This is a genomic window from Micromonospora sp. NPDC047753 (assembly GCF_040642735.1).
In the GTDB taxonomy this organism is placed as follows: Bacteria; Actinomycetota; Actinomycetes; order Mycobacteriales; family Micromonosporaceae; genus Micromonospora.
Genome location: NZ_JBEYSL010000199.1, coordinates 1 through 11157, shown reverse-complemented (window position 1 = coordinate 11157; position 11157 = coordinate 1). Strand labels below are relative to the sequence as shown.

The window sequence follows — 11157 nt, the reverse complement described above, 5'->3', positions numbered from 1 at the left end:
CGGCCCTCCACTCGTCAACCGGTCAGTACGTGCCGTCGAGCTGGCCGCGCAGCTTGGTCAGGGCCCGGGTCAGCAGCCGCGAGACGTGCATCTGCGAGACACCGATCTGGTCGGCGATCTGCGACTGGGTCAGGTTGCCGTAGAAGCGCAGCGTGAGGATCTTCTGCTCGCGCTCGTCGAGGGTGGCCAGCGCCGGGCCGAGGGCGACCCGCAGCTCCGCCAGCTCGAACTCGGTGTCCTCGCCGCCGAGCATGTCGCCCAGCTCGGTGGCGCGCTCGCCGTCACCGGTCGGGGTGGACAGCGACACCGCGTTGTACGCGCGGGCACCTTCCAGGCCTTCCAGCACCTCTTCCTCGGTGAGCTTGAGGTGCGCGGCGATGTCGGCGACCGTCGGCGAGCGGCCGAGGGTCTGCAGGAGCGAGCTGTTGGCGTCGGAGATGGCCAGCCGCAGCTCCTGGAGCCGGCGGGGGACCCGGATGTCCCAGGTGCGGTCCCGGAAGTGCCGCTTGAGCTCGCCGATGATGGTGGGGATCGCGTAACCGGCGAAGTCGACACCGCGCTCGGGGTCGAACTTGTCGATGGCCTTGATCAGGCCGATCGCGGCGGTCTGCGCCAGGTCGTCGTTCGGCTCGCCGCGCCCGCTGTAGCGGTGGGCCAGGTGGTTGGCGAGCGGCAGCCAGGCCTCGATCGCCCGGTCCCGCAGCGCGGCGCGCGACGGGTGGTTGGCGGGCAGCGCCGCCATCGCGTTGAGCAGGTCGGCAGCGCTGTCGGTGAGAGCGCGCGGGTCGAGCTTGGTGGTGGTCTTGACGGCGGCACTCGGCTGCTCGGTGATCGTTGGCGCGGTCATGGGTGGTCCTCCCTGCACCTCGTCCGCGGACAAAAAGGTGTGACGCTTTGGTTTAGCTTCCAATAGGCCGTTCGGGAGTCACCTTAACCTGATCGTCTCCCGGAAATCTAGCCGAAAGGTTGATGTACTTAAGGTGTGTCTATAGACAAAACGTGCAAATGGCGCGGAAGTTCGGGTGCTTGTGAGGATCCTTACCCGTTGCTCCGGCTGTCGACCGCTGACCGGTCGGTCGATCGGTCCGGCCGATCGGCCCACGGGTTGCGTCGACTGGTCAACAGGAAATCCGACAAGTCGCCAGGAGTGTCGACTATCTGTCGTTGTTCCGTTGACGGGACCGGCCGTAGCGTCGCGTGTACACACCCGGTTCGGAGGCACCGTGCTCGATCCAGCCGCTCCCCAGCTTGTCGTGAACAGTCGCACCCTCTACTTCAGCTGGCTGCCGGCCGATCCTGACGCGGTCGCCGCCCTGGTCCCTCCGGGGCTCTGCCCCCGCCCCGACCGGCAGGTCTTCCTCAACCAGTACGTCGTCGACGATGAGACGCAGACCTCCGGCTTCGGCGCATACTCGCTGACCTACCTCGGCGTCTCGCTGCTGGGCGTCGACGCGCCCGGCGGTCTCAACGCCGGCGGCTGGTGGACCCACTACGTGGCCTCCAGCCGGCGGGTCCGTGAGTACGCCGTCGCCCGCGGCGCCCCGGTGCTCGCCGGGCGCACCCACATCGACGTGAACGGCGAGGACCTGCTCTCCGAGACGGAGATCGACGGCACGCCGTTGCTCCGGGCCCGGTGTCGGGTGGGGGAGACCGGGCACGCGATCAGCAGCGGGCACCACCGCTACTTCACCCGGCGCGACGGCCAGCTGGTCAGCTCGACCTACCCGTTCGTCGCCGAGCCGGTCGCCCCGTTCGAGATCGAGTCGGTGGAGTTCCTCCAGCCCGGCCACCCGATGTACGCGCTGCGCCCGGACAACCCACTGACCATCGGCTTCGGCTACTACTCACCACGCTCGTCGTTCGCCTACCCGGGCGGGCTGCACGTGCACGCGGTGGCCGCGCCGGAGCCGGCCCGACCGTTTCACCAGGTGCCGGCCAGCCTCGCCCGCAGCGGCCTGCCGTCGGGGTCGTAGACCAGCCGGTACACCGGCAGCGCCCAGGCCCGCGTGTACCACGGCAGCCGCTCGGGGCGGTGCGGGCGCAGTCGCCCCGGTGGGCGTTCGCCGACCTGGCCGTCGTCGTACCACCGTTGTAGCGCGTCGGCGGCGGCCGTGACGGCCGCGACGGCGTCGGCCGGGTCGAGCAGGTCGGCGTCGTCCGCGCCGCCCGGGTCACGGTCCAGGTGCTCGCGCCACAACCGCAGTCGCAGGTCCCGGGCGAAGCTGCGCGCGCCGTCACCCCGCCCGGCCGGGTCGGTGGGCTCCCGCTGGTCCGGTGTCTCGTCGAGCACCGCGCAGGACAACTCGCTGTCGTGCGTCCAGGACCGCCGGTTGAAGTTGTCGCTGCCCACGCTGGCCCAGACGTCGTCGACCACACAGACCTTGGCGTGCACGTAGACCGGGTCACCGGCGTGGTTCTCCACGTCGAACACGTGCACCCGGTCCGGTGCGGCCCGCTCACACAGTGACAGCGCCTGCTCGCGCCCCACCATGTTCGGCGGCAACACCAGCTTGCCGTCCACGTCCGGGTGGCGGGGGACGACGGCGACCAGGTGCAGGTCCGGGTTGTCCCGCAGCGCGTGCGCGAACAGGTCCGCGACCTCGGTCGACCAGAGGTACTGATCCTCCAGGTAGATCAGCCGGCGGGCCCGGCGTACCGCCTTGGTGTAACCCCGGGCCACGGTCCGTTCCCCGTCCGGTGCGAACGAGTAGCGCGGACGGACGGCGGGGTAGGTGCGCAGCACCTGGATCTGGTGCGGACCACAGGGCGGCGGATCGGCCGGTTGCTCGGGTAGCGGGTCGGGGCGCAGATCCGAGCCGCGCAGCCGGTCCCGCAGGTAGGCCATCGGGTTCTCCGAGTCCAGCGGCATCGGGTCGGTCCAGCGTTCCCGGAACAGGGTGTCCAACGCGCCAACCACCGGACCGCGCACCGCGAGCTGTACGTCGTGCCAGGGCGGATTGGGTCCGTACCGGGGGGACATCTGCACCGGTTGCGGATCGCCGTGGTGCGCGGCGTCGTCGCGGCGGCTGTGGCACAGGTCGATCCCGCCGGCGAAGGCGACGTCCCGCTCGGGTGCGCCCAGGTGCCGCAGCACCACGAGCTTCTGGTGGTGCGAGCCGCCGCGCCGGACCCGTTGGTCCAGCAGTACCTCGCCACCGGCGGCCGAGATCGTCTCGCTGAGGTCGCGATTTTCCCCCTCGCTGTACGCCAGCACGTCGAGGTGCGAGCGCCAGATCAACCCCTTGACCACGACACCGCGCTGTGCGGCCTGCGCGAAGAGCTGGGCCACTGTCGGACCGTCCGGTCGCAGCCGCTGGTCCGGGTCACCCCGCCAGTCGGTGAAGAACAGGTGGTCGCCGGCGCCCAGGGCCTCGACCTCGTCGACCAGTCGGTCGAAGTACGCCGCACCGTGAATCAACGGCTCGGCGAGGTTTCCCGTGGTCCACGCGGGTATGCCAGACACCGGGTTGGCGCGTTCCTCAGCAGTGAGGAACCAGTCCTGCAACGGCACCGTCCAGCCCTCCTGGAGGTCGGCAACGTCCTCACCGTAGGACCCCCGACGCGGGTCCGCACGTCAGGCCCCGGACCCGGTGACCTGGCCAACGCCATCGACAGCGACGCGACAACAGCCGAGGAGGCCACACCATGCCCCGCGATACGACGAATCCCGTGACCGAGAACCGCGAGCCGGCGGTGGAGAGCGAGCGGGGCGCGCTGGTAGCGGTGTTGGTGATGGTGATTCTGGGCGTTGCCGGGATCTTTGCGGTCTCCTGAGGTGGCGCCGACGCCCCCGGGCTGAACCGGAGGCGTCGGCGCCGACCTCAGCGGTCGACGGTGGTCAGGGTCGGGTGCCCTGGCCGCCGGTGTGCGGAATCCGCTCGGTGGGGATCACGCCGAGGCGGCCGGCCTGGAAGTCCTCGAACGCCTTGAGCAGTTCGTCCCGGGTGTTCATCACGAACGGGCCGTACTGTGCCACCGGCTCCCGGATCGGCTGACCACCCATGATGTAGAGGTCCAGTGCCGGCGTGTTGCTGTCCTGTGAGGCGTCGGCGCTGAACCGCAGCGCGTCACCCGGGCCGTGCACAGCGAGCTGGCCGGTACGCACCGGCCGCCGGTCGGTGCCGACCGTGCCGCGACCGCCCAGCACGTACACCAGGGCGTTGAAGTCGGGCCGCCAGGGCAGGTCGACCTGCGCGCCCGGCTGCACTGTGACGTGCGTGATGGTGATCGGGGTGAAGGTCGAACCCGGACCGCGGTGCCCGGCGACCTCGCCGGCGATGACCCGGATCAGCGCGCCGCCGTCGGGCGTGGTGAGCAGCGCCGACTCCCGACCCCGGATGTCCTGGTAGCGGGGCGGGTTCATCTTGGCCGAGCGGGGCAGGTTGACCCACAGCTGGGTGCCGTGGAAGAGCCCGCCGCTCACCACCAGGTGCTCCGGCGGCGCCTCGATGTGCAGCAGGCCGCTGCCCGCCGTCATCCACTGGGTGTCGCCGTCGGTGATGGTGCCGCCGCCGCCGTTGGAGTCCTGGTGGTCGAAGACGCCGTCGATGATGTACGTGACGGTCTCGAAGCCGCGGTGCGGGTGCCACGGGGTGCCCTTGGGCTCGCCCGGCGCGTAGTCGACCTCGCCCATCTGGTCGAGGTGGATGAACGGGTCCAGGTCGGTGGTCGACACCCCGGCGAAGGCGCGACGGACCGGGAAGCCCTCACCCTCGAAGCCGCTGGGCGCCGTGGTCACCGTGCGGACCGGGCGGATCGTGGTGGCCTCGTCGAGCTGGGGCAGGCGGGGAAGGACGAGAACGTTGTCGACGGTGATCGCGGGCATGTCGAGGCTCCTAGCGTGAGGCGGGGGTGGTCGAGCTGGCCCGCGATGCCCGCAGGCGCTCGCCGAGCCGGTCGAAGACCCGGGTGAGGCAGGCGACCTCGGCATCGTCGAGATCGTCCATGAGATGGGTACGCACCGACGCCAGATGGTGGGGTGCGGCTTCTCGCAGGGCGAGCAGCCCGGCGGCGGTGAGGACCGCCTCGCTGCCGCGCCGGTCGTCCGGGCAGGGCTCCTTGCTGACCAGGCCACGACGCTGCATGGAGGAGACCTGGTAGGTGAGGCGGCTGGGCGAGAAGATCAACCGGCTGGCCAGCTCGCCCATCCGTAGCCGCTGCCCGGGTGCCTCGGAGAGCAGGACCAGCACGTGGTAGTCGGAGAAGCTGAGATCGCTGGCGACCCGCAGATCCTCTTCCAACTGCGTGTAGAGACGCTGGCTGGCCTCGATGTAGGCGCGCCAGGCGGCCTCTCGGGTGCTGTCCAGGCTCTCGGTCATGCCCACGACAGTAGCACTCTTTCAAATTTAAATAACATCGTTTGAGCGTTGCATGGGTCACTTCCATGGGCGCTGACCGTCAGTTCGTGCAGCTTTGAAATAAACCCCGCGTGAAACGAGCGGTGCCCAGGCCGTAGGTTGTGCCAGACTCCGGCCTCGTGGAACACGTGGAACTCTCCGCCGCCGACCTGTTGCTGCGCCCCTGGCGGGACGAGGACGCCCCGGCGGTGCGCGACGCCCTCCGTGATCCGGCGATCGCCCAGTGGAACCCGCAGGGCGGCGGCCCGATCGACGACGAGGTCGCGCTGCTCTGGGTGCGTCGCCGGGCCGACTGGTCCACCGGCGGCCACGCCTCGATGGCGGTCACCGCGGCGGCCGGCGGCGAGCTGCTCGGCTCGGTGTCGCTGCACAATATCCGCGACGGCGACGCGTCCATCGGTTACTGGACGATGCCGGCGGCGCGGGGGCGTCGGGTGGCGGCGCGCGCCGTCGTCCGGCTCACCGAGTGGGCGTTCGCGGATCTCGGGCTGCACCGGGTGGAGTTGTGTCACGCGGTGGCCAACCCGGCGTCCTGCCGGGTCGCCGAGCGCGCCGGCTACCCGGCCGAGGGCACCCTGCGCGAGTCGTACCGCTACGGCGACGGCCGCCGCTACGACGAGCACCTGCACGCCCGCCTGGCCACCGACCGCTAACCGTAGGCGGGCCGGGGTCCGAACACGCTTCGGCCCCGGCCGCGCCGTTCGCCTCGACCCGTCACTCGGTGACCTTGCGGAGGAACGTCGCGAGGGCGCTCCTGACGCGGTCGATCCTCTCCGGCAGGGGCAACGGCTCGGGCGCGGGAGGCCCGGCGTGCTTCTTGCCCCGCAGGTACAGCGAGCAGGCCAGGTCGGAGCACAGGTAGGTGCCCACGGAGTCGCCCTGCCGCCCGCTCGGGCCGGCCTTGGGGGCGGTCATCAACGAGACGCCTCCGCCCAGGTGCGTGGTCAGGCAGAACGAGCACATGCTGTGCCGCACGCGCCCCGTCTGGTGCGTCGCGGCCCGCAGCACCACCCCGGCCAGCTTGCCGTCGATCTCGGCGACCAGGTAGGCCCGCTGCGGCGCGGACGGGTCCCGCCAGCCGAGAAAGTCGAGGTCGTCCCACGGACGCATTTCAAGATCGTTGGGTACGGTCAGCCGCTTCGTCTCGCCTCGACTGCAATTGACGAAGGACGCGCGGATGACGGATTCGGTCAGGACCAACATAGGTAGTAGCCTAGCTCTCCTAGGCAAGTGATTATTGGGGATAGGTTGGGAGTGTGCTGCATGGCACGTGCCGGGGTGACCGCCGAACGTCTGACGCTGGCCGCTGCCGAGCTGGCCGACGAGGTGGGCCTGGAGAACGTCACAGTCGCCGCCCTCGCACGCCACTTCGGGGTGAAGGACGCCAGCCTGTACTTCCACCTCAAGAACGCGCACGAACTACGGGTCAGAATGGCCCTGCTGGCGCTGGCGGAGCTGGCCGACCGGGTCGCCGCCGCGCTCGCCGGCCGGGCCGGCAAGGACGCGCTCGTCGCGTTCGCCAACGCGTACCGCGACTACGCGCGAGAGCACCCGGGCCGATACGCGGCCATGCAGATCGACCTCGACCCGGAGACGGCCGCCGCGAGCGCGGGCGTCCGGCACGCCGAGATGACCCGGGCGATTCTGCGCGGCTACCAGCTCTCCGAGCCGGACCAGACCGACGCGGTACGGATGATGCACAGCACGTTCCACGGGTTCGTCAGCCTGGAGAAGACCGGCGGCTTCCGGCACACCCCGCGCCCCGCCGACGACTCCTGGTCGCGCACCCTGGACGCCCTCGACGCCGTCCTCACCAACTGGCCGTCGCGCTGAGCTGCCGCCGAGCCACGGCATAGGCTCGGTGGCGTGGATGATCTGGAGTTGGCCGACTGGCGGGAGCGGGTGGCCCGGCTGTACCTGTCCGACGTCGACCTGGCCGGCTTCCGCGCCGGCCGCGACGAACTCTTCGCCAACCACCCGCAGAGCCCGATCCCGGTGGCGGAGCGACCCGACTTCGCCGGGGTGCGCTACTTCCCGCCCAATCCCGAGGCCGTTGTCGAAGCGCCCCTGCGCTCCGCCAGTGGTGAGCTGCGCATCGACACCGGGGGCCCGGACGGGGTGGTCGCGTACCGGCGGGTCGCGGTGGCCGAGACGCCGTGGGGGCCGCTGACCCTGTGGTGGATCGAGGCGTACGGGGGCGGGTTGTTCGTTCCGCTGCGCGACGGCACCTGCGGGCGGGACAGCTACGGGGGAGGGCGGTACCTCACCGACACGGTGAAGGGCACCTTCGGCCGGGGCGTCGAGGTGCTGCCCGGTGACCGGGTCCGGCTGGACGCCAACTACCTCTACAACCCGAGCTGCGCGTACGACGACCGCTGGGCCTGCCCGCTGGCACCGCCGGAGAACCGGGTCGACGTGCCGCTGCGGGCCGGCGAGCTGGCGTACCACGACTGAACGACGAAACGGCCGTCCCGGTGTGTGCCGGGACGGCCGATCGACCGTCGCTCAACGGGCGTTCGTGGCCGAGCTGGGCATCTGCATCCGACCGAGGAGCTGTCGCGCCTGATCGGCGAGCTGCGCGTCGACGGTCACGGCGTACTGCCCGGCGCGCAGTGAGCTGGCCGAGGTGAAGTCGCGCTGCCCGCCTGTCATGGCGTGCGCCACCGCGCCGAAGACGGCACCCCAGATCGCGCCGATGACCAGCCCGACCAGGATCACCGCCAGCCAGTTGCCGACAGTGAAGATGCCGAACAACAGGCCGATGAAAAGCCCGAACCAGGCGCCGGTACCGGCGCCGAGCAGCCCGGCTCGACCGGTGGTCATTCGCCCGAGCACCGTCTCCACCAGGGTGAGGTTGGTGCCGACGATGGCGCTGTGCTCCACCGGGAAGCGGTTGTCGGCCAGGTAGTCGACGACCCGCTGCGCGGTCGGATAGTCCGGGTACGAGCCGATCGTCACGGTCGGCGGCCCGCCCTCCGGCCCGTGGCCGTTCCCGCCCGGCGTCGACAGCCGGCCGGCCGGTCCGGATGGAAGCAGGTCGCCACCCTGTGTGCCGGGCCGCCAGTTGCCGGTCGGCCCCGAAGCTGACGTCATGAGCATCCTCCCTCGTCAGCTCCCCGGGTTCCCGCCCAGGCCGACCGGTAACGCGGTGTCCGTCGCCGGGCGGTAGGGGAATGGGCGGCGACTGCCCGGGTAGCCAGCCAGGTGGAGAGCGGACAGATCAGCGACTACGGTTTCCTCGCCGACGGCCGCAGCGCGGCGCTGGTGGACGCCTCGGGCTCGGTCAACTGGTGGTGCCCGGGCCGCTTCGACGCCCCGTCGGTGTTCGGGCGGCTGCTCGACGACAACGCCGGGCACTGGTCCATCCAGCCCGAGGGCGACTACCGGGTCGAGCGCTCCTACCTTGAGGACACCCTGGTGTTGCGGACGGTCTTCCACACCGCGCACGGGGAGGTCGCGCTGACCGACGCGCTCGCCTTCGAGCCCGGCTCACGCGGTCACGACATCGGTCTGCACTCGCCGCAGGTGCTGGTCCGTTCGGTGCAGGGCCTGTCCGGTTCGGTGCCGATGCGGGTGCACTATCGGCCGCGTTTCGAGTACGGCCGCACCATCGCGTACCTGATCGAGCGGAAGGACATGCTGGAGGCCATCGCCGGTGCCGCCCGACTCACCCTGCGCTGCAGCGAGCGGTTGACCGCCATGGACGGCGAGGCCACCGGGACGTTCACCGTCCGCGTCGGCACGAAACACAACTTCACCCTCGGGTACGCCCCGACCTACGACGCCCCGCTGCCGGAGGTGCCGGACGCCGACCAAACCATCGCCGACACCGTCGCCGGTTGGCGTTCCTGGTCGACCGAACACCCCTACGACGGGCTCTACCCCGAGCAGGTGCGACGCAGCCGGCTGGTGGTGCAGGGCATGACGTACCGGCCCAGCGGAGCGGTGGTGGCCTCGGTGACCACCTCGCTACCGGAGAAACTCGGCGGGGACCGCAACTACGACTACCGCTACGTCTGGGTGCGCGACTTCAGCCTGACCCTGCGGGCGCTGTGGCGCACGGCGTGCCTGGACGAGGTGCAGCGGCAGTTCGCCTGGTTGGGCCGGGCGATGGGCCGTATCGACGACAGGCCGGTGCCCATCATGTACGGGGTGCTGGGGGAGCGGGACCTCACCGAGCACCGCCTGGAACAGCTCGGCGGCTACCGCGACAGCCCACCCGTGGTGATCGGCAACGACGCGTGGCAGCAGCGGCAGACCGACATCTTCGGCGAGGCGATGGATGCCGCCTGGTTGATGCGCGACAAGCTGGAGCCGCTGGACCCGGAGGTGCAGCACGTGCTCCGGGTGCTCGCCGACCAGGCCGAGCGGGACTGGGCGCTGCCCGACGCGGGCATGTGGGAGGAGCGCGGCGTCCAGCACCACCACGTGTCCTCGAAGGTGCAGTGCTGGGTCGCCCTGGATCGGGCGGTCCGCTTTGGTGACAGGCTCGGAGAGCCGCAGGACGTGGCCCGCTGGGCGGCCGCCCGCGACGCGGTGCGCGCGGAGGTGTTCGAGCGGGGCTGGAACGAGCGGCTCCAGTCGTACACCGGAAGTTTCGAATCCGAGGGCCTGGACGCCTCGGTGCTGGTGATGCCGCTGGTCGGGTTCCTGCGGGCCGACGACCCGCGAATGCGCTCGACGATCCGCGCGGTGGAGCAGCGGCTCTCCCACGACGGCCTGCTGCGGCGCTGGGACGGTGACCCGGCGGGTTTTCTCATCTGCTCGTTCTGGCTGGTGTGCTGCCTGGCGTTGGCCGGTGAGCGGGACCGGGCGCACGAGTTGTTCCGGGGGCTGGCGGAGCGGGTCAACGACCTCGGCCTGTTCGCCGAGCAGATCGACCCGCTGACCGGGGAGCAGCTGGGCAACTTCCCGCAGGCGTTCTCCCACATCGGCCTGATCAACGCCGCCGGTGTGCTGACCGACGTCGAGCGGGACCCGACGCTGCGTCAGTGCGGGATGCCCCCGGCGTACTTCTCTCCGGTGGACCGCTGAACCGGACTTTCGCGGAGATCGTGACAACTTTCTATCTGGCAACGCGAAGTTCTATCGCTTTCCAGTGAAAGACGTTAATGTCCGGGACACCCTGCGGTGCTCCTCCAGTCGGCGGGAGCGGCACCGAGATCCCCCGGACAGCTGGAGGTCTCGTGTCCCGCACACCGCGCCGACGTCTCGTCAGCGCCACCACACTGCTCACCGTCCTGGTCACCCTCTGTCTCGTCCCGCAGGCAAGCGTTCTGCCGGCCGCCGCGTCCCCGGCCCAGGCCGCCGCCCTCGCTCCGCCCGCCACCGCCGGTTTCGAGAAGGTCGCCCTGGACGGCGGCCTGTCCATGGGCGAACCGATCGAACTGGCCGTGGCACCCGACGGCAAGGTCTTCTACATCAACCGGGGCACCAGCAGCGCCGGTGGTCAGGTCCGCCTCTACAACCCGGCGACCAGGTCCACCACAGTGGCCCTCACCCTGGCGCTGGACGCCCGCTTCGAGGACGGCCTGATCGGCATCACCCTGCACCCGGGCTTCGCGAGCAACCGCTGGGTCTACCTCTTCTACTCGCCGAAGGTCACCCCACTGGTCAACCGGATCAGTCGGTTCACCTTCAACCCGTCCACGCTGCTGCTCGACCCGGGCAGCGAGGACATGCTGATCGAGTGGCCCACCGAACGCGATCTCTGCTGCCACTCGGCCGGCTCGATGAGCTGGGACACCGCCGGCAACCTGTACTTCGCCGTCGGCGACAACACCAACTCCGGCGGCGACTC

General features: G+C 70.5%; 12 protein-coding genes. 6 read left to right on the top strand and 6 right to left on the bottom strand.

The genetic code is table 11. The annotated features are described in order from the left end of the window. Positions 1–22: 22 nt before the first annotated feature. Complete coding sequence (locus tag ABZ749_RS18135; protein WP_355007199.1) at positions 23–847, bottom strand: SigB/SigF/SigG family RNA polymerase sigma factor; 825 nt, start codon at positions 845–847, stop codon at positions 23–25. Between the two features lie 376 nt (positions 848–1223). Here ABZ749_RS18135 and ABZ749_RS18130 point away from each other — a divergent pair, with 376 nt between their 5' ends. Beyond that, a complete protein-coding gene (locus tag ABZ749_RS18130; protein WP_357229123.1) occupies positions 1224–1973 on the top strand; it encodes a hypothetical protein in 750 nt (249 codons plus the stop codon). Here ABZ749_RS18130 and ABZ749_RS18125 read toward each other — a convergent pair. From ABZ749_RS18125 to ABZ749_RS18115, 3 genes are all read right to left on the bottom strand, one after another. Next, a complete protein-coding gene (locus ABZ749_RS18125; RefSeq protein ID WP_357229120.1) occupies positions 1922–3511 on the bottom strand; it encodes a phospholipase D-like domain-containing protein in 1590 nt (529 codons plus the stop codon). The genes ABZ749_RS18130 and ABZ749_RS18125 overlap by 52 nt on opposite strands. A gap of 327 nt (positions 3512–3838) precedes the next feature. Next, positions 3839–4825 carry a pirin family protein gene (locus ABZ749_RS18120; protein ID WP_357229118.1) on the bottom strand — a complete coding sequence of 329 codons (987 nt, stop codon included), beginning with the start codon at positions 4823–4825 and terminating at the stop codon, positions 3839–3841. 10 nt (positions 4826–4835) lie between these two features. After that, positions 4836–5318 (bottom strand): MarR family transcriptional regulator, encoded by a 483-nt coding sequence (locus tag ABZ749_RS18115; protein ID WP_357204714.1) that lies wholly within the window; start codon positions 5316–5318, stop codon positions 4836–4838. 158 nt (positions 5319–5476) lie between these two features. Here ABZ749_RS18115 and ABZ749_RS18110 point away from each other — a divergent pair, with 158 nt between their 5' ends. Next, on the top strand, positions 5477–6010 hold the full coding sequence (locus ABZ749_RS18110) for a GNAT family protein (RefSeq protein WP_357229115.1): 534 nt from the start codon (positions 5477–5479) through the stop codon (positions 6008–6010). A gap of 61 nt (positions 6011–6071) precedes the next feature. On the opposite strand, the gene ABZ749_RS18105 is transcribed toward ABZ749_RS18110, so the two are convergent. Next, positions 6072–6560 (bottom strand): FBP domain-containing protein, encoded by a 489-nt coding sequence (locus ABZ749_RS18105; protein ID WP_357229112.1) that lies wholly within the window; start codon positions 6558–6560, stop codon positions 6072–6074. A gap of 60 nt (positions 6561–6620) precedes the next feature. Here ABZ749_RS18105 and ABZ749_RS18100 point away from each other — a divergent pair, with 60 nt between their 5' ends. Both ABZ749_RS18100 and ABZ749_RS18095 read left to right on the top strand, forming a co-directional pair. Further along, entirely contained in the window at positions 6621–7190 is a 570-nt protein-coding gene (locus tag ABZ749_RS18100) for a WHG domain-containing protein (protein WP_357229109.1), read from the top strand. A gap of 33 nt (positions 7191–7223) precedes the next feature. Continuing rightward, on the top strand, positions 7224–7811 hold the full coding sequence (locus ABZ749_RS18095) for a DUF1684 domain-containing protein (RefSeq protein ID WP_357229106.1): 588 nt from the start codon (positions 7224–7226) through the stop codon (positions 7809–7811). 51 nt (positions 7812–7862) lie between these two features. Here ABZ749_RS18095 and ABZ749_RS18090 read toward each other — a convergent pair whose 3' ends face one another. Then, positions 7863–8450 carry a general stress protein gene (locus ABZ749_RS18090; protein ID WP_357229104.1) on the bottom strand — a complete coding sequence of 196 codons (588 nt, stop codon included), beginning with the start codon at positions 8448–8450 and terminating at the stop codon, positions 7863–7865. A 111-nt stretch (positions 8451–8561) separates the two neighbouring features. On the opposite strand from ABZ749_RS18090, the gene ABZ749_RS18085 reads away from it, so the two are divergent. Further along, complete coding sequence (locus ABZ749_RS18085; RefSeq protein WP_357229101.1) at positions 8562–10391, top strand: glycoside hydrolase family 15 protein; 1830 nt, start codon at positions 8562–8564, stop codon at positions 10389–10391. 152 nt (positions 10392–10543) lie between these two features. Continuing rightward, positions 10544–11157: PQQ-dependent sugar dehydrogenase (locus ABZ749_RS18080; RefSeq protein ID WP_357229099.1), on the top strand; the 614-nt coding region annotated here is incomplete at its 3' end.

Coding starts and splice junctions, on each gene's coding strand:
- ABZ749_RS18135 (WP_355007199.1), bottom strand. CDS start 847: ATGACCGCGCCAACGATCACCGAGCAGCCGAGTGCCGCCGTCAAGACC.
- ABZ749_RS18105 (WP_357229112.1), bottom strand. CDS start 6,560: ATGTTGGTCCTGACCGAATCCGTCATCCGCGCGTCCTTCGTCAATTGC.
- ABZ749_RS18120 (WP_357229118.1), bottom strand. CDS start 4,825: ATGCCCGCGATCACCGTCGACAACGTTCTCGTCCTTCCCCGCCTGCCC.
- ABZ749_RS18115 (WP_357204714.1), bottom strand. CDS start 5,318: ATGACCGAGAGCCTGGACAGCACCCGAGAGGCCGCCTGGCGCGCCTAC.
- ABZ749_RS18100 (WP_357229109.1), top strand. CDS start 6,621: ATGGCACGTGCCGGGGTGACCGCCGAACGTCTGACGCTGGCCGCTGCC.
- ABZ749_RS18090 (WP_357229104.1), bottom strand. CDS start 8,450: ATGACGTCAGCTTCGGGGCCGACCGGCAACTGGCGGCCCGGCACACAG.